The sequence below is a fragment of the Salinicola lusitanus genome (genome assembly GCF_038648475.1).
Lineage (GTDB): Bacteria > Pseudomonadota > Gammaproteobacteria > Pseudomonadales > Halomonadaceae > Salinicola > Salinicola lusitanus.
In genome coordinates this window covers 2,713,972-2,731,483 of the sequence record NZ_CP151919.1, presented here as the reverse complement: position 1 = coordinate 2,731,483, position 17,512 = coordinate 2,713,972, and the positions used below count along the sequence as shown (strand labels likewise).

General features: G+C 66.1%; 17 protein-coding genes. 3 read left to right on the top strand and 14 right to left on the bottom strand.

Annotation, left to right across the window (positions count from 1 at the left end):
- Nucleotides 1-10: 10 nt before the first annotated feature.
- The 5 genes from AAGT95_RS12275 to AAGT95_RS12255 form a co-directional block, all read right to left on the bottom strand.
- Nucleotides 11-1,531 carry a M81 family metallopeptidase gene (locus AAGT95_RS12275; protein ID WP_342593963.1) on the bottom strand — a complete coding sequence of 507 codons (1,521 nt, stop codon included), beginning with the start codon at nucleotides 1,529-1,531 and terminating at the stop codon, nucleotides 11-13.
- Nucleotides 1,532-1,595: 64 nt separating this feature from the next.
- Nucleotides 1,596-3,320, bottom strand: a complete 1,725-nt coding sequence (locus AAGT95_RS12270) for an ABC transporter ATP-binding protein (protein ID WP_342593962.1) — start codon at nucleotides 3,318-3,320, stop codon at nucleotides 1,596-1,598.
- Complete coding sequence (locus tag AAGT95_RS12265) at nucleotides 3,317-4,216, bottom strand: ABC transporter permease (RefSeq protein ID WP_342593961.1); 900 nt, start codon at nucleotides 4,214-4,216, stop codon at nucleotides 3,317-3,319. Before AAGT95_RS12265 ends, AAGT95_RS12270 begins: the two co-directional genes overlap by 4 nt.
- The gene (locus AAGT95_RS12260) at nucleotides 4,213-5,160 is read right to left on the bottom strand and encodes an ABC transporter permease (RefSeq protein ID WP_342593960.1); all 948 of its coding nucleotides are present in this window, start codon (nucleotides 5,158-5,160) and stop codon (nucleotides 4,213-4,215) included. Before AAGT95_RS12260 ends, AAGT95_RS12265 begins: the two co-directional genes overlap by 4 nt.
- Before the next feature lie 64 nt (nucleotides 5,161-5,224).
- A complete protein-coding gene (locus AAGT95_RS12255) occupies nucleotides 5,225-6,862 on the bottom strand; it encodes an ABC transporter substrate-binding protein (protein WP_342593959.1) in 1,638 nt (545 codons plus the stop codon).
- A gap of 348 nt (nucleotides 6,863-7,210) precedes the next feature.
- On the opposite strand from AAGT95_RS12255, the gene AAGT95_RS12250 reads away from it, so the two are divergent.
- Complete coding sequence (locus AAGT95_RS12250; RefSeq protein ID WP_162302619.1) at nucleotides 7,211-8,161, top strand: LysR family transcriptional regulator; 951 nt, start codon at nucleotides 7,211-7,213, stop codon at nucleotides 8,159-8,161.
- 15 nt (nucleotides 8,162-8,176) lie between these two features.
- On the opposite strand, the gene epmA is transcribed toward AAGT95_RS12250, so the two are convergent.
- The 3 genes from epmA to efp all read right to left on the bottom strand — a co-directional run bounded on the left by epmA (nucleotide 8,177) and on the right by efp (nucleotide 10,664).
- Nucleotides 8,177-9,154: an EF-P lysine aminoacylase EpmA gene (gene epmA, locus AAGT95_RS12245; protein ID WP_342593958.1), complete on the bottom strand. Its 978-nt coding sequence runs from the start codon at nucleotides 9,152-9,154 to the stop codon at nucleotides 8,177-8,179.
- Between the two features lie 2 nt (nucleotides 9,155-9,156).
- Nucleotides 9,157-9,927: an SDR family oxidoreductase gene (locus AAGT95_RS12240; RefSeq protein WP_342593957.1), complete on the bottom strand. Its 771-nt coding sequence runs from the start codon at nucleotides 9,925-9,927 to the stop codon at nucleotides 9,157-9,159.
- Nucleotides 9,928-10,097: 170 nt separating this feature from the next.
- Nucleotides 10,098-10,664, bottom strand: a complete 567-nt coding sequence (gene efp / locus AAGT95_RS12235; RefSeq protein ID WP_110674374.1) for an elongation factor P — start codon at nucleotides 10,662-10,664, stop codon at nucleotides 10,098-10,100.
- An 89-nt stretch (nucleotides 10,665-10,753) separates the two neighbouring features.
- Here efp and epmB point away from each other — a divergent pair, with 89 nt between their 5' ends.
- Complete coding sequence (epmB, locus tag AAGT95_RS12230; protein ID WP_342593956.1) at nucleotides 10,754-11,779, top strand: EF-P beta-lysylation protein EpmB; 1,026 nt, start codon at nucleotides 10,754-10,756, stop codon at nucleotides 11,777-11,779.
- Here the strand turns inward: epmB and AAGT95_RS12225 are convergent.
- The 3 genes from AAGT95_RS12225 to AAGT95_RS12215 are packed head-to-tail and all read right to left on the bottom strand — an operon-like array spanning nucleotide 11,774 to nucleotide 14,219.
- Nucleotides 11,774-12,112 (bottom strand): DUF2834 domain-containing protein, encoded by a 339-nt coding sequence (locus AAGT95_RS12225; protein ID WP_342593955.1) that lies wholly within the window; start codon nucleotides 12,110-12,112, stop codon nucleotides 11,774-11,776. The genes epmB and AAGT95_RS12225 overlap by 6 nt on opposite strands.
- A gap of 50 nt (nucleotides 12,113-12,162) precedes the next feature.
- On the bottom strand, nucleotides 12,163-13,560 hold the full coding sequence (locus tag AAGT95_RS12220) for an ATP-binding protein (RefSeq protein WP_342593954.1): 1,398 nt from the start codon (nucleotides 13,558-13,560) through the stop codon (nucleotides 12,163-12,165).
- Nucleotides 13,557-14,219, bottom strand: a complete 663-nt coding sequence (locus AAGT95_RS12215; protein ID WP_110710222.1) for a response regulator — start codon at nucleotides 14,217-14,219, stop codon at nucleotides 13,557-13,559. The genes AAGT95_RS12220 and AAGT95_RS12215 overlap by 4 nt, the downstream gene beginning before the upstream one ends.
- Before the next feature lie 258 nt (nucleotides 14,220-14,477).
- Here AAGT95_RS12215 and AAGT95_RS12210 point away from each other — a divergent pair, with 258 nt between their 5' ends.
- Nucleotides 14,478-15,206, top strand: a complete 729-nt coding sequence (locus tag AAGT95_RS12210; protein ID WP_342593953.1) for a glycosyltransferase — start codon at nucleotides 14,478-14,480, stop codon at nucleotides 15,204-15,206.
- 70 nt (nucleotides 15,207-15,276) lie between these two features.
- Here AAGT95_RS12210 and AAGT95_RS12205 read toward each other — a convergent pair whose 3' ends face one another.
- The 3 genes from AAGT95_RS12205 to AAGT95_RS12195 form a co-directional block, all read right to left on the bottom strand.
- Nucleotides 15,277-15,759: a DUF3465 domain-containing protein gene (locus AAGT95_RS12205; protein WP_342593952.1), complete on the bottom strand. Its 483-nt coding sequence runs from the start codon at nucleotides 15,757-15,759 to the stop codon at nucleotides 15,277-15,279.
- 283 nt (nucleotides 15,760-16,042) lie between these two features.
- A complete protein-coding gene (locus tag AAGT95_RS12200) occupies nucleotides 16,043-16,396 on the bottom strand; it encodes a protealysin inhibitor emfourin (protein WP_342593951.1) in 354 nt (117 codons plus the stop codon).
- Nucleotides 16,393-17,445 carry a M4 family metallopeptidase gene (locus tag AAGT95_RS12195; RefSeq protein WP_240612366.1) on the bottom strand — a complete coding sequence of 351 codons (1,053 nt, stop codon included), beginning with the start codon at nucleotides 17,443-17,445 and terminating at the stop codon, nucleotides 16,393-16,395. The genes AAGT95_RS12200 and AAGT95_RS12195 overlap by 4 nt, the downstream gene beginning before the upstream one ends.
- Nucleotides 17,446-17,512 lie beyond the last annotated feature (67 nt).

Genomic DNA, 17,512 nt, shown 5'->3' with positions numbered 1-17,512 from the left:
ACCGTCGGGTTCAGGCAGGTTCGGCGGCAGGGACGAAGGGCCTGCCGAGAGGTGATGTCCGGATGCCGGGGCGCAGGCGTCGCCACGGCAGATCGGCCGGGTCGACGGCCATCGGTCCGGGCGCGGCGCAGACCAGAATGGTCTCCGCGATCGGGGCGAAGTCGGCGCGGAAATGGACCGAGCTCTTGTTGACCAGAATGGCCTGCTCGAGCGGTTCGATGCCCACCGAGCGGTACATCGCCAGGTCGGCCATCTGGGCCTTGCGGCTGACCACCACGATCCGTATGCCGTCGATGCGCAGACACGCTGACGGCCCCATGTCGAGGCGGCCGCCGCCATAGTAGGGGCCCGGGGCCACGAACTGACCGTCGGAGAGCGCCTCGACCGTGAATGCCGCCTCCAGCGGAGCGTCTCCCGGCACCCCGGAGTGGCCACCGAGCGCCACCCGGACCACCGCGCCGACACCCGCTTCATGGGCAACCTGCGCCGCCGCCGGATCGAACACATTGCCGAGCGCCGCTCGGGTTGCCCGGCAAGCGATCAGCGCCTTGAGCATGCCCATGGTGTCGGAGTTGCCACCGGCGCCCGGGTTGTCCTGGGTATCGGCGATCACCACGGGCCTGGTAGCGCCTGTCGCCAAGCGCATCGCCTCGCGCACCCCCGCCTCGGGATCGAATACACGCCCCACGAACGCGGGCTCCTGGGCGGCGATACGCGCGCTCAACGCGTCGGCGGCGCCATCGGCACTGACCTGATCGACCCCGTAGACGATGACGCTGGGGCCGCAGTCGGCGAAATCCGCCGCCGGGAATCCGGTCAAGAACGACACCGCGGGCAGCGTGTCGCGCTCCATCGCCGCAACTTCGGCGTAGAGCGAGCGGCACGGCTCTTCCGCCGTGCACTGCCAGGCGATCGGCATCAGAAAGTCGAGCTGGCGAAATGCCTTGGCCGGTCGCTGGTCACTGGCCAGCAGCCTGGCCAGCGCGGTGGCACAGCGGGCGCCGGTCTCCGCCATGTCGACGTGGGGATAGGTCCGATAAGCGATCAGCATGTCGGCCTGCTCGACCATCGTCGGCGTCACGTTGCCATGCAAGTCCAGCGAGACGACGATCGGGACCGCGTCCCCCACCAGGGCCCGCACCCGGCGCAGCAACTCGCCTTCGCCATCATCGAACTGCTGGGTGACCATGGCGCCGTGGAGATCGAGATAGACCCCGTCGAGCGGTGCCGCAGCGCGGATAACGCCCAGGAGGCGCTCGGTGATACGCTCGAAGGCCTCATGGGTGACGTGCGCCGATGGGCTCGCCGCGGTCCAGAGGGTCGGTACCAGGGTCCATGCCCGGGCTTCGGGAGCCCCCAGGAAGCCGCACAGGCCAATGTTGCTCGCCGCCACCGCATCGAAGAGTGCAGCGCCCTCGCTCAGCGGCGGGGCTCCGCCCCCCCGCCGGAAATCCTCGTAGGTCGCCGGGCTGGGGGCAAAGGTGTTGGTTTCGTGGAGAAAGCCACCGACGGCAATCCGAGGCTGTGACATGACGCGGTCCTTGAGTCCGAGAGAGCGTGAAAAAGAGGCGGTTCGACCGAGTGATCCCGGCCCTTCATGGGTGGACGACAGCGTCCGACGCGGAGGTCGGGGCCTCCTCGAGGACGTGCTCGAGCGGCCGAAACTGCGAAAAGTCCCAGTGCCGTCCGGGTGCGGCCAGCATCAGCGAGCGGGTGTAGGGGTGCTCCGGCGCGCCCAGCACGCGGCTCGCCGGGCCGTACTCCACGACCACGCCCTGCTGCATCACCATCACCTCGTCGCAGATCTGGGCAGCGACGCGCAGATCGTGAGTGATGAACAGCACCGCCACGCCGAGCCGGCGCTGAATGTCGTCGAGCAGCGCGAGCACCTGGGCCTGGACCGAGACATCCAGCGCCGACACCGCCTCGTCGGCGACCAGCACGTCCGGCTCCATCGCCAAGGCGCGGGCGATGGCGATACGCTGGCGCTGACCGCCGGAGAACTGATGGGGATAGCGCGCCAGCGCGTCTTTCGGCAATCCCACCAGCGCCAGCAGCTCGGCAGCGCGCGCCAGCGCCTCCCCGCGCGGCGTGCCATAGTTGACCGGCCCTTCGATCAGGCTGGCACCGATGGTCAGCCGCGGGTTCAGTGATCGGAACGGATCCTGGAAGATCATCTGGATCCGTTTGCGGTGCGGCCTCAGCGCGGCTCTGCCGAGGCTGGCGATATCCTTGCCCATGACCCGCACGCCACCCGCGGTCGGCTCGATCATCCGCATCACGCAGCGCGCCACGGTCGATTTGCCGGAACCGCTCTCGCCGACGATGCCCAGGGTGCGCCCCCGGGTCAGCGCGAAATTGACCTCGCTCGCCGCCAGTGTCTGGGCGGAGGCCCTGCCGGTGAGCCGGGCCCATCGAGAGGTCTGCCCATAGCGCTTTTCGAGCTCGATCGCCTCCAGCACGACCTCGCGGTCGGTCACCTCCCGCGCCGCCCGAGGCCGCAGGCTCGGCACCGCCGTCAGCAACTGGCGGGTATAGTCGGTCTGCGGCCGCCGCAGCAGCGCCGCGATCGGCTGGGTCTCGACCACCGCGCCATGACGCATGACGCACACCCGATCGGCAATGTCCGCCACCACCCCCATGTCGTGGGTAATGAACAGCACCGACGTGCCGTGGCGCTCCTGCAACTGCTTGATCAGTTTGAGAATCTGCTTCTGTGTGGTCACGTCCAGCGCCGTCGTGGGCTCGTCGGCGATCAGCAGCTTGGGCTCCAGGACCAGCGCCATGGCGATCATGATGCGCTGGCGCTGGCCGCCGGAGAGCTGGTGCGGCCAACTGGCGTAGACCCGCTCGATATCCGGCAGCTGGACCTGATCGAGCATCTCGAGCACGCGCTCCCGGCGCTGCGCCGAGGAGAGCCCCTTCCGGTGCATGACCAGCACCTCCTCGATCTGCTCTCCCACCCGCATCAACGGATTGAGGGCGGTCATCGGCTCCTGGAAGATCATCGCCATACGGCTGGCGCGCAGCTCGCGCAGTCGCCTTGGGGAGGTATCGAGCAGGGCGTCCCCCTCCAGCGCGATACGACCGCCGGTCACGGTGAGGCTTCCCTTGGGCAGCAGCCCCATCACCGCCAGCGAGGTCACCGACTTGCCGGAGCCCGACTCGCCCACCAGGCAGAGCGTCTCGCCCGGCGCGATCGAGAAGTCGATGCCCTCGAGGATGGGCTTGGCCGGCGAGGCGTGCGTCGTGACTTTCAGCCCACGAATCTCCAGCACCGGCGCCGAAGCGAGCTCGGCGTGAGTGGCGTCATCGCTCATTGCGCACCTCCTCGTTTCTGCAGCCGGGGATCGAGGCGGTCACGCGCGGCATCGCCGAGCAGGTTGATCGACAGGATGCAGATCGACAGCATGATGCCCGGCCAGAAGATCAACGAAGGCTTGATCAGGAAGTAGGTTCGACCCTCCGACATGATGTTGCCCCAGGTCGGGGTCTCGGTCCCGATGCCGGCCCCGAGAAAGGAGAGGATGGCCTCGGTCAGGATGGCCGAGGCGCAGATGTAGGTACTCATCACGATCAACGGGGCCAGCGTGTTGGGCATCAGGTGACGCCACATCACCGTGGTCAGGCTGCTGCCCAGCGAGACCGCGGCTTCGACATAGGGTTCCTCCCGCGCGGAGAGCACCACCGAGCGCACCAGGCGCACCACCCTGGGAATCTCGGGGATGGTGATCGCGGCCATCACGGTCCACAGGTTGGCGCTGATAAGCGAGACGATGGCGATCGCCAGCAGCACGCTGGGAATCGCCATCAGGCCGTCCATGACGCGCATGATCAGCGAATCCAGCCCGCGGAAGAAACCGGCGAGGATGCCCAGCGGCAAGCCGATGACCACGCTGATCAGCGCACTACCGATACCCACGATCAGCGAGACCCGAGCGCCGTAGAGCACACGCGACAGCAGATCGCGGCCATAGGCGTCGCTGCCCAGCCAGTACTCCGCACCGGGGGGCTTGAGGCGATTCGCCGGAGACATCTCGAGCGGATCGTGGGGAGCGAGCCATGGCGCCAGGATGGCGACGATCACGATCAGGGCCAGGCAGACGCCGGCGATCATCACCGTCCAACCGGGGCGCTGGCGCGGCCAGAAGCGTAGCCGTCGCGGCACCGGGGCGCCGGCGACATCGGAGGCGGCGTGAGGGGGTGACAGGCTCATTGGTAACGTATCCTCGGGTCGAGCAGCGCATAGGAGAGATCGATGGCCAGATTGATCAGCACGTAGACGCCGCTGGTCACCAGAATCAGCCCCTGGATCACCGGATAGTCACGCGAGAGGATGGCATCCACCGTCAGCCGGCCGAGCCCCGGGATGTTGAACACGCTCTCGGTGACGACCACCCCGGTGATCATCAAGGCGAAGCCGGTACCGATCACTTCGAGAATCGGCACGCCGGCGTTGCGCAACGCATGCTTGAACAGCACCCGTCTCTCGCTGGCGCCCTTGGCGTGCGCGGTCCGCACGAAATCCTCCCCCAGCACATCCAGCATGCTGGCCCGGGTCATCCGCGCGATCAGCGCGATATAGATCGTCGACAGCATCAGTGCCGGCAGAATGGCGTGTCTGATGAAGGGCCCGAACCCCGCCTCGGAGATCCGCTTGAAGCCCTGAACCGGCAGCCAGCCGAGATCGATGGCGAAAATCTTGATCAGGAGGTAGCCGATCACGAACACCGGCACCGAAAAGCCCAGCACCGAGACCGACATCACCGCGTTGTCGATCAGGCTGCCGTGCTTCCAGGCTGCGATGACGCCCATCGGCACCGCCACCACCACCGAAAGCACGATGCTGAGCAGGGCCAGGCTGACGGTGGGTTCCAGGCGCTGGGCCATCAGCTGTGTCACCGGCAGGTTGGACATCAGGGAGGTGCCGAAATCGCCCCGCAGCAGCTCCCCGGCCCAGTGGAAGAATTGCAGATAGATCGGCTGGTTCAGCCCCAGGGTCTCGCGGATCCGATCCAGTTGCGCCGGGGTGGCCATGTCACCGGCGATGATCGCCGCGGGGTCGCCCGGCGAGAGCCGGAGCAGCAGAAAGACGAACAGCGCCACCACCACCATGACCGGCACTGCCGCCAGCGTTCGACGCAGACAGTAGCTGAACATGAACGTACTCCGTTGCAGTTCGTCGCAGGTCCGGAGCGCGATGTCGATCGCGCTCCAGCGCCCGTTACTCGGACTTGGTGATGTTCCAGAACACCGGCACCGGTGAGTGCAGAATGCCGGAGAGCGCCTTGTTCCAGGCCGCCGGAATCGAGTATTCGCCCAGCGGGATATAGGTCACCTGTTCGAAGGCGTGACGCTGAATACGCTCGGCGATCGCCTTGCGGTCGGCATCGCTTTCGGCCTGGGCGAACTGGTTGCGCATCGATTCGAGCTCGGGGTCGTCCGGCCAGCCGAACCAGCCGCCATCCTTGCCGCGACCATTGAGCATCGGGTTGACCAGCGGGTTCCACACTTCCGGGATGTACCAGTTGGTGAAGAACATGTTCCAGCCGCCGGCCGAAGGAGGTTGCTGGCTGGCACGACGGGTGACCAGTGTCTGCCAGTCCATCGGCTGCAGATCGACCGTGAAGCCGGCCTGGCGCAACAGCTGGGCGGCGATCACCGGCTGCGGGCTGACCGTCGGCGCGTCGGTGGGCTGCATCATGACGACGGGCGTGCCATCGTAGCCGGCGTCTGCCAGCATCTGCTTCGCCGCCTCCGTCCCTCCGCCGCTCGCCAGCGTCTCCGGCGCACCGGCGTCGGTGGCGAGCGGCGTCTGGCAGCCGTACATCGAGTCACAGGTGGTGTAGAACTCGGGATTGCCGATCAGGGATGCCAGCACGTCGGTCTGGTTCATCGCCGTCAGCGCGGCGCGGCGAATCTCGGGGTTGTCGAACGGAGGATAGAGAAAATTGAAGCGCCCGATGGTCTGGCTGCCCAGCTCGTTGAGCTTCTCGACCGTCAGCTCGGGATTGGCCTGGAGCACCGGCAGCAGATCGACGGAGGGCGACTCGAGGAAATCGATCTCCCCCGAATTGAGCGCGTTGAGCGCCGTCTGGGCGTCGCTCATGTTGATCCACTCGACACGATCGACGTTGACGACCTTGCCGCCGGCAGTCCAGCTGGCCGCCTCGTCGCGAGGCACGTACTCCGCGAATTTCTCGTAGACGACGCGGTTGCCGGGGTCATACTCGTCGGCAACGAACGTGAATGGCCCGGAGCCGATCTGATCCTCCACCGTCAGCGTCTCGTCGGGAGACTTGCTCGCGATACGCTCCGGCATCACGAACAGCGGCACCGACGAGGGCTTCGCCATCAGTTCGAGCACGTAAGCGAACGGCGACGACAGCGTCAGCGTCACCGTTGCGGGATCCGTCGCCTCGACACTCGCGACATGATCCATCAACATCTGGCCACCACCATCGCGGGCGGCCCAGCGCTTGAACGACGCCACCACATCCTTGGCGGTCACCTGGCCGCCGTCGTGCCAGGTCAACCCGTCGCGCAGGGTAAAGGTGTAGGTCATGCCGTCATCGGAGACCGCCCAGTCGGCCATCTGTGGCTGTGGCTGGAACTTGTCGTCCATGCCCAGCAGCGTATCCCAGATCATGTAGCCATGATCCCGGGTGATATGGGCCGTGGTGGTGATGGGATCGAGCACGCGCAGACCGGAGTGCATGACCGCGCGAATCGTGTTCGCTTCCGCCGGCGCAGCGGCCAGCGACGAGATCGCACCGCACGTGGAGAGCAGCGCCACCATCGTCATGCCACCCAACAGGCGGCGACGCACAGCGGAAAAACGACGCGAGAAAGGAGTCGTCATGAGGGACCTCGTTATCGATCTTATGATGGTCTTTGGCGATAGGGACGGAGGCTGTTGTGATGGATTCAGGAAGCGCTGAAGCCATCGGCGCGCGGAATGAATCGCAAGACGCATGGAACTGGGGTCAGGCGCGGGTCGATCGGACTGGCCCCCCAGTACCCCGTAACGCAGCGATTCGCTCGCGCAGGCATTCACGCAGTGCTTCCTTCATGGCCGCCCGGCACCTGTCGCTCCTACCGAGAGTAGATCCCGGCGGGAGGAAGACAATACTTTCGTCGACAGGTCAGTGTTGCCTGAAAGGCAACGCTCGAAGCATGCTTCGTGATTCCAACCCTGTGGACTCTCCCCGTGGCGCATGACAACGACAAGTTCCCGGCCCATCTGAACAGCCGCTGGCTCTACTACCTCTCGCAGGCGCTCGAGGCCGGCTCGATCCGCACCGCATCGGACCGACTGGATGTGGAACCCTCCGTCATCAGCCGGCAGATCCGGCAGCTCGAGCAGGCGCTCGGTCTGACCCTGGTCGAGCGCCATGGCCGCGGTGTTCGGGCCACCGAGGCCGGCGGCATCCTGCTCGACTTCTATCGCGAGCGGGATGTCGCCGAGCAGACGCTGTTCGGACAGCTGGCCGAGCTGGACGGCCTGCAGCGCGGCCATATCAGCCTGTCGATCAGCGAGGGGTACAGCGATCGGCTGATGAGTGGGGTGATGAACGACTTCTGCGCCCGCCATCCGCAGTTGACGATCGAGATGACCCTGGCCAGCGTCAACGAGGTGGTGCGCCAGGTCTACGAGGGCCAGGCACATATCGGCGTTGCCTATGCGCCTCGGCTGATCCCCGGCGTCGAGTCGGTGGCCGCCGTCCGCCAGCCGCTCTGCGCCATCGTCCACCCCGCGCATCCGCTCACCCGGTTGCCCCAGCCGCTCGCGCTGGACGCCATCCTCGAGTGGCCCCTGGGCCTGGTGGGTCACGGCTACGGCATTCGCCAGTTGATCGATGCCGTGGAAATCCTCAGCAAGCGACATTTCCATGCCAGCCTGGTCAGCAACTCCCTGGCGACGCTGAAGCAGTACGTCAGCTCCGGCAACGGCGTCACCTTCATCGGCAGTGTGGCGCTGCTGCACGAACTGCGGCGCGGCCAACTGGTGGCGCTGGAGGTCGATCATCCGGTGTTCCGGGAAGCCGAATCCCATGTCATCGTGCGCCGTCAGCGGCCGCTGTCGCCGGCCGCCAAGCAACTGCTCGGCGAGATCGTGACGCTATGGCCCTTCGGTGAAAGACGGCGGGTGGCGTGGTAGCAGCGCCATGGCCGGTCAGCAGCGCGGCGTCGGGAACGCCATGACCTCGGCAACCGACGCCTTGCCCAGCGCCAGCTGGATCAAGCGGTCGATCCCCAGCGCCACCCCGCTGCCCGCGGGCATGCCGTGCGCCAGGGCGGCGACGAGCCGACGGTCGACGGCGACAGCCGACTTGGCAAGCGCCGCGCGTTGGCGATTGTCATCCTCGAAGCGGGCGGCCTGCTCCTGGGCGTCGGTCAGCTCGTCATAGCCGTTGGCGAGTTCGAGGCCCTGCAGATAGATCTCGAAGCGAGACGCGATCTCGGTGCCCTCCTCGTCGACCCGCTTGCGCGCCAGCGCCGCCTGGCTGGCTGGATAGTCGACGACCACGTCGATGCCGTCCTGCCCCAGCGTCGGCTCGATGGCCAGACTCATCAGCAGGTCGAGACAGCCATCGCGATCGCTGTCGGCCATGTCGAGCCCGCCGCGTTCGCCCGCCACCCGCCGCAGCTCGGCCAGGGGCGTGGTGAAGGGGTCGAGCGCCAGCGCCTCGCGAAACAGCTCGCGATAGCGTCGCCGCCGTGCCGGGCCGGCCGCCGGTATCAGCGTGCGGATCAGCGCCTCGCACTCGTCGATCAGCGCCGCCAGCGAGAAGCCGGGGCGATACCACTCGAGCATGGTGAACTCGATATTGTGACGCCGCCCTACTTCGCCATCGCGAAAGCTGCGGGCGAGCTGGAAGATTGGCCCGCTGCCCGCCGCCAGCAGCCGCTTCATATGGAACTCCGGCGAGGTCTGCAGCCACAGCGTCTCGCGTCCGGCGGGGGTGGTCGCGCGCAGCGACAGCGAGTCGAGGTGCGGGTCGGTACTCCCGGCATGTCCGAGAATCGGGGTCTCCACCTCGAGCACGTCGCGGGCAGCGAAGAAAGCGCGTACCGCCGCCAGCAGCCGCGCCCGCTGGCGCAGCGTCTCGCGCGTTGCCGAGGGCTGCCAGTCGTCTGGGCTGGGCGTCATCGTCACGTGTGATAGACCTGGCTGCGGCCACCGTCGATCAGGATATCGGTGGCATTGATGAAACGCGCCTCGTCGCTGGCCAGGAACAGGGCGGTGTTGGCCACCTCCTCCGCCTCGCCGATGCGCTGGCACGGCAGCAGCGCAATCTGGCGCTGACGCTCGGCCGCGTCGAGGCCATCCAGCCACTTCTGGGCCGATGGGGTACGAATCAGCCCCGGCGAGATCGAGTTGAAGCGCAGCCCGCGGGCGGCGTATTCGATCCCGAGCGCGCGGGTCAGCCCGATCAGGCCATGCTTGGCCACCGGATAGGGAAAGGCACCGGGAATGATCTTGTGGCCATGCACCGAGGCGATATTGACCACGTGGCCATAGCCGCGTGCCAGCATCTCCGGGAGCAGCGCCTGGATCACATGCCAGGCCCCCTCCAGATTGATCGCCAGGCAGCGCCGCCAGCTCGCCTCGTCGGTCGCCAACGGATCGCTGAACACGTTGACCCCGGCGGCATTGACCACCAGCTGCAGCGCCCCCAGCGCCGCCCCGGCCTCGGCCACAGCGCGGGTGACGCTGTCGGCCTCGGCGACATCGGCCTCGACGCCCACCACCCGGCGGCCGCTCTCCTGCTCGATGCACTCGCGCGCCTGCGCCAGGGCGTACGGGGCGCGGTCGAGCAACGCCAGGTCGGCGCCCTCGGCGGCAAAGCGCCGCGCCGTGGCCAGGCCGATACCGCTGGCCGCGCCGGTGATCAGGGCGGTTCGCCCTGCCAGTCTGCCCATCCCGATCTCCTCCGGTGGCGCCGCGGCGCTAGACGGCGCGAGCACGCCGGCAATTCGACCCCGCCGGCCGCGGCCGGCGGGAGAACGCAAAAGGCCACGCCGAAGCGTGGCCAACCTGGCTGAGACCCGACCTGCACCCGCGCGACTTCGAAGCCGGCACGACGCCAGCGTCAGGCGCGGGAGACGTACTCGCCGGTGCGGGTATCGATCTTGAGCACTTCACCCTGGTTGATGAACAGCGGCACTCGCACCGTGGCACCAGAGGAGAGCTTGGCCGGCTTGGAGCCACCCTGGGCGGTGTCACCCTTGAGGCCCGGATCGGTCTCGACCACTTCGAGCTCGAGGAAGTTGGGCGGGCTGACGGCGATGGCGTTGTCGTTCCACAGGGTGACGGTGTAGACCGCCTGCTCCTTGAGCCACTTCTCGACGTCGCCGATCGCCTTGCGGTCCACCGCGTACTGCTCGAACGAGCCGTCGGTCTTCATGAAGTGCCACATGTCACCGTCGGTGTAGAGGTACTCCATGTCGAGATCCATGACGTCGGCGCCCTCGAGCGACTCGCCCGACTTGAAGGTCCGCTCCCAGACCCGACCGGTGATCAGGTTGCGCAGCTTGACGCGGTTGAACGCCTGTCCCTTGCCGGGTTTGACGAATTCGTTCTCGAGAATGTTACACGGGTCGCCATCCAGCATGACTTTCAGGCCGCCCTTGAATTCGTTGGTAGAATAGTTCGCCATGTTTCCTCACTAATGAACGATCGCGGGGCGTCCGCGACGAGAATTCCGTAACAGCGCTGCCAGGGCGCGTTCTAACTCAGGTGGTCCGCATGATAACCCGAACCCCGATCGCCGTGCATCGTGAAGCCGAACCGCGCGCGCCTGCTGCGTGGCAGCGTCAGCTGCAAGAGGTGATTCGCGACCCGCTGGTGCTGTGCCAGCGCCTCGGCCTCGACCCGGCGCTGCTGCCCGGCGCCAGCGCGGGCCATGCGCTGTTCCCGGTGCGGGTGCCCGAAGCCTACCTGGCGCGTATCCGCCACGCCGATCCTGACGACCCGCTGCTGCGTCAGGTATTACCGCTGGCGGCGGAGCAGGAGGCGGTCGGCGGCTTCGTCGACGACCCGCTGGTCGAACGCGAACACACCCCGCGACCCGGCCTGATCCACAAATACGCCGGGCGGGTACTGCTGATCGCCAGCCCGACCTGTGCGATCAACTGCCGCTACTGCTTCCGGCGCCACTTCCCCTACGCCGAGCACGCCCCCTCGATGCGCGAGTGGGACGCCAGCCTCGACTATCTGCGCGAGGATGCCTCGATCCGCGAGGTGATCCTCTCCGGCGGCGACCCACTGGCGTCACCGGACCGACGTCTCGCCGAACTGGTCGCCCGGCTGGAGACGATCCCCCACCTCCAGCGCCTGCGTATCCACACTCGTCTGCCGGTGGTGATTCCCGACCGGGTCGATGCCGCCCTGCTCGACTGGCTCGGCGGCACACGCCTGCAGAAGGTGATGGTGCTGCACATCAATCACGCCCAGGAGATCGACACCGCGGTGGTCGACGCCTGCCGGCGCCTGGCGGCGGCCGGCGTCACCCTGCTCAACCAGAGCGTACTGCTGCGTGGCGTCAACGATCAGGTGGATACCCTGGCCGAGCTGTCGGAACGGCTGTTCGCCGCCGGTGTGCTGCCCTACTACCTGCACGTGCTCGATCCGGTCAGCGGCGCGGCCCACTTCGATGTCGACGACGACAGCGCACGGGCGCTGGTGGCATCGCTGCGCCAACGCCTGCCCGGCTTTCTGATGCCGAGGCTGGTGCGCGAGCTCCCCGGCGAGGCGAGCAAGACCCCGCTATGAGGACGAGGACGTGCGCCTCGGCGCGGCGCTCCAGTCACGCCAGCCGCGCAGGGTGAGATAGGCCAGCGGCCCGGCCGAGCCGAAGCAGAAGGTGATGACGTAGAACACCAGCAGATAGGCCAGCCCGTGCCCCCGGCGCCGGGCATCGAAGAACATCCAGGTGGCGATCATCAGCAGCGCCAGATAGACGTCGAACACCACCAGCGCCGTGGTCGGCCGGCGCATCAGCTCACTGGCGAAAGCGCTCAGGCTCTGGTCGCTGGTGGCGATGGCGAAGACCGTGTAACCCATGAACAGGACCAAGGCCAGGAGGGGGATCAGAAAGCGAAGCATCGGCAAACTCCTGTTGACGGTCGACGATTGAACACCAGACGGCGGCAACCTCACGCCAGCGGCAGCGTGACGTGAACACTCAGCCCACTCTCGACCGGCAGCGACGTCTGATCTAGCCGGATCTCCCCGCCGAGCCTCTCGGCCAGTTCCTGCACGATCGACAGGCCCAGCCCGGATCCACTGGTCTGCTGCCCCGCCAGGCGTACGAATCGCTCGAAGACACGCTCACGTTCGGCGACCGCTATCCCCGGGCCGCTGTCGGCGATCTCGATATGCAGTCGGTCCCCAGTCTGCCACATCCGCAATCTCACCTCGCCCTCTTCGGGGGTGTAACGCAAGGCGTTGTCGAGCAGATTGCGCAGCAGCACGTAGAGGCCGTTCTCGTAGCTGCGAATCTGGAGTGCATCGGGAATTTCCTGCGTGAAGTGGATGCCTCGCCGCTCGACCAGCGGCTGCATGTCCCGCTGCAGCTCCCGCCCCAGCCGGTTCAGGCCCACCATCTGCCGGTTCATGCCCTCGCCGCTCTCGAGGCGGGAGAGCGTCAGCAGCTGTTCGACGACTCGCGTCATGCGGTCGACGCCATTGATGATGGAGCGCGCGCCGCGCTGCGAGCGCTCCTCGGCGGTATCGCTGGCAAGGTTCTGGGCGTGGACCTTGATCGCGGCCAGCGGGGTGCGCAACTCATGGGCGGCATTGGCGGTGAAACGGCGCTCCTTCTCCAGCGTTTCCGCCAGGCGACCAAACAGCCCGTTCAGCGCCTCGACCATACCCCGAATCTCCTCGGGGGCCTCGCTGCCATCGATCGGCTCCAGATAGCTCGGCCGGCGCGCCGTGATCTGACGGCTGATACGCAACAGGGGAGAGAAGCCGCGGGCGATGACGAAAGGGATCAGCAGGGCGATCAACAGCACTCCGATCACCGGCGGCATCAGATTGCGCAGCGCGATCTGCCAGGTCAGCTCGTCGCGCACGTCGTCGCGCTGGGCGGCACTGGCCCACACGCCGTGAACCTCGTCATACAGCGTGAACGTGCGCCAGTCGTGATGATCACCCGCAGTCTGCGCGTAACCCGGCACGGGGATCAGCGTATCCAGCACGCCCGGCGTCCTCATGCCCAACAGGGCGTGGCCGTCGTCGTCCCAGATCTGGAATCCCAACTTTTTCTCGTACGGATGGCCTAGCGGCGTCGGCGCGTCGGTGGCGTTGTCGGGGACCATCACCGGCTGCATCTGTAGATCGGCGATCAGGTCATCGCTGGTTCGACCCTGATCACCGCGATACTCGAAATAGAGCGCCACCATGGTGCGCGTGGTCTGCGCCAGTTCAGCATCGAACAGTTCGTTGATCTGGTCCCGCGTGTCGTGATAGCTCCAGAGCGCCGCGATCGCGGTGATCAGGGTCACCGAAAACAGCAGAACACGCCTGAGGTAGCGGCGAATCGAGATCAACCCATCGCCCCCAGTCGATAGCCGACGTTACGCACTGTCGCCACCACGTCGCTCCCGAACTTGCGCCGCAGATGGTGGACATGGACCTCGATGACGTTGCTCTCGACCTCGGCGTCCCAGCCGTAAAGCACTTCCACCAACTGGTCGCGGGTAAATACCTGCCCGGGATGCGTCATCAGATGGGCAAGCAGGTCATGTTCCCGACGCCCCAGCGCCACGACGACCCGATCGAAGCGTATTTCATGAGCAGCCGGATCCAGCGACAGCCGGCCACACGTCACCACCGGAGACGCACGTCCCGCGCTGCGTCGGACCAACGCCCTCAAACGGGCCAGCAGCTCACCATTGTCGAAAGGCTTGACGAGATAGTCATCCGCGCCGCTGTCGAGACCGCGGATACGATCGACCACCTCGTCCCGCGCCGTCAGCACCAGCACGGGAATCTGGCTCTGCCCCTCCCGCAACTGCCTGAGGATCTCGAAGCCGTCGATGTCGGGCAGTCCCAGATCCAGTATCAGCGCGTCGAAGTTGGAACCCTCCAGCGCTTCGCAGACGCCACGCCCTTCGGTCAGCCACTCGGGCACCATTTGTTCGCGTTGAAGGACATCGACGACCCCCTCCCCAAGCAACGGATCGTCCTCAACCAGCATTACCCTCATGGCGTTCTCTCTCACGGCCGCTGCCTGCGGCGACACTCGGCTCTGTCAATTCGGCTCTATCAATACCACGGCAACACGCCATTGGTTCCCGCTTCCCTCTGCCTGACCTTCCACTGTCACGAACCTGTTGGAAAATAAGCAGCGCATCCGATGGGGGCTTGGTGATTCACTAAGCCGATTTTAAGAATAGGCTGCCATAGTGCGGGTTCCGAACACGACGAGCAAAGTCGACGCTTTGGAAACCTACAGGATTTCATCATGCTCGAGCTGCCCAAGCTATCACTTGTCATCATCGTCCACGACGCTTCTCACCGCGTCGAACACGTGGTCGCGGAGGCATCCAGTGCGCTTCGGCACGCTACCGCCCTGGAGTTCGTGATCATCGACGACGCCTCGGGCGGGGGCGACCACGACCGCTTGGCACGCCTGGCCGTTACCGATGACCGGATCAGGCTCTATCGCCACTCCACGCCCACCGGCAGCGACGCCGCGTCGTGGCGAGCCGGCAATCTGGCGCGGGGCGAGTGGATCGCGACGCTGGCCGCCGATGGCCGGGATGACCCCCACGACATCCCCGACATGCTCTGCGAGGCAGAGCACCAGGGGTTGACGCTGGTCGAGGGGATTCCCCTCGACCCTCGCTGTCGCTGGAAGCGAGCCCTCTTCCGCGTCTTCAGAAGCGCCGGCATCGAACTCGCCGATGGCGACGGCTGCGGTCTGCGCCTGGTCAAGCGGGAAGCGCTGGTGGCACTGCCATCCGTCGACAAGCTGCAGCGATTCCTCCCGCTGCTGATTCGTCGCCGTGGCGGCCAGACTGGCAGCTACCGGGTCAACCTCCGGGCGCCCTCGGCCCATGCCTCTCCCTGGCGATTGGCTGCCGGATCGTTGGGGCACGCCCGGGACTGGCTCGGCATGTGGTGGCTGTCCCGCCGCTGGCACTCTAGCCACCGGCCCGCCAAACGCCGGATGCGGGTCTACGCTCGCTGATATCGGACAGCAGCCCACTCCGTGGACGGCGTCATGGCAGTGAACGAGCGCCGCCACCTCGCGGGCGAGCCTAGCGATAGCGCCTGCCCCGATACTCCAGCCATCCACCCAACCTGTCGCCACCGGGATCGTGATGGGTCCAGTGGATGACGCCGCCCCGGGCATTCCAGACATATTCGCCCCGAAAACCTAGATGACTGCCCGGTTCGAGAGATTCGATCCGCGGGGCCAGGTCGATATTGTGGGCAATCAACAAGGTCTGGCCAGTGTCGAGCGCGACGATGATCCGCTGGTGGCGACTCCCGTCGAGATCGTCCGGCAGCACCCGCACGACCCGCCCCGAGGCCTCGATCCAGAAGTCATCTCTTCGCGCCTCGAAGGCGTGCTGCAACCGCGCCTCGGCCGTAACGGATGTCTGGTCACCGGGCGAATGCGACGAGAGCCCAAGCGTCCCCTTCCCGCCTAACCCGGCTGCCAGCAGCAGGGTCAGGAGCGCCACCAGCAGGCAGGCGCCTGCCCAACGCCATAACCGCGGCGGAATTCGCTGACGCATAAGCTCCCCCACACCTCTGCCCGACCTGCCGCCGCCCATGCTCAGGACAACGAGGTTTCAGGATCGACAGGCACAAAAAAACGAGCCAGGCCGGCTCGCCATAGGATAGGTATTATCGACACCGAGGCCAAAGAAGTGGGCGACGTTAGACAAAAAAGAAGCCGGACCCAATTCAGGCCCGGCCTACGCTGTGCGCCCGTCCTGGGCTACTAGATCAGAGTGCGGTAGCGCGATGGAGTTCCTCGAAAAATCAAAAAAACTCCCATACCCTTCGCTTCCGCGGTTAGTCGGCACTCTCGTCCAGCTCCTCGACGCCGCGTTTCCATAGCCCAATCAATGACCTGGGTGCTGCACTCTCGTCCAGTTCCCATTCACGCCGGGGACACCCTGCCGTCACCTCCAGCGTGACCCGAAAGGAACGCCGGTCGGCTCCCGCCGAGGCCGACTCGCCGCAATGCCGATCGAGTTCGTCGAGCACCGCCTGGAGTCGGCGTCGTTGATGCTCGTTCAGTTGCCTGCACTCGATCTTGCGCGGCGCCGACAGTCCAGGCGTCACGACGAATCCCCCTTCACGGGTGACGATGATCACGCTGGTCGGTTCGAGAAGGTCATTGCCGCTCGATCCGTTGCCGGTCATGACAGAACGCCCACATCGACCCACGCCTGGTTGACGGCCCGCATGGCAGCGCTGTCGCTACCGAAGCGCTTGGCGGCACAATCGACCGTCAACCGGGCAAATTGGACAAAATCGCCATCGCGTTGCAGACGTGAATCGGTCAGCGCATCGAACCAGACCGGCCCCGCCTGCTCCCAGGCAAACCCGCCCAGGCTGGTAGCCGCCAGGTAGAATGCCCGGTTGGGAATACCCGAATTGATATGTACCCCACCATTGTCCGATGACGTTCGCACGAAGTCGTCCATATGCCCCGGCTGAGGATCCTTGCCCAGTACCGGGTCGTCATAGGCGGTTCCCGGCTTGGCCATCGAGCGCAGCGCCCGACCATTGACCCGGTCGGTCAAGAGTCCCTCGCCGATCAGCCAGTCCGCCTCCTCGACGTTCTGCTCGAAGTGGTGCTGCTTGACCATGACGCCAAAGACATCCGCCAGGGATTCATTCAGGGCACCGGACTGATCCGCGTAGACGAGACCGGCCTCGCGCTCGATGACGCCATGGGTCAACTCGTGAGCGACCACATCCAGCGCCGCCGTGAAGCGGTTGAACAGCTCGCCGTCGCCGTCGCCGAACACCATCTGGGCGCCATTCCAGAAGGCGTTGTCATAATCCTCGCCATAGTGAACCGTGCCCAGCAACGCCATCCCGTCACCATCGATGGAGTCGCGCTCGAAGACCTGCCAGTAGAACAGATGCGTGGCACCCAACCACTGATACGCCTCGTCCACGGCGACATCCCCGCTTTCCGGTGCCCCCTCCTCCCGTACCAGATTGCCGGGCAGGGTCTGCTGGTTACCGGCGGAGTAGATATATCGCGCGGCCTGGCCCGGCCGGCCGCTGTCCGCCGGGCGCGCCATGGGCGCGGCAGCGTTGCGCAGCCGGAACTGGGCGTCGGCCTGCAGCGTCATCCGCGCGCATTGCTGAAGCCTCGTGTTGCCGTGAGACATGATGCGTTCGAGAACGTGGGGCGGCATGAAGCCCGCGAGCGCCCTGGAGCCGTGCATTTCGACCATGCGATTACCTCCTGTGCCATGAAGCTCGAGGTTTTCAGTGTGGTCCAATCTGCGCCATGTCTCCGCT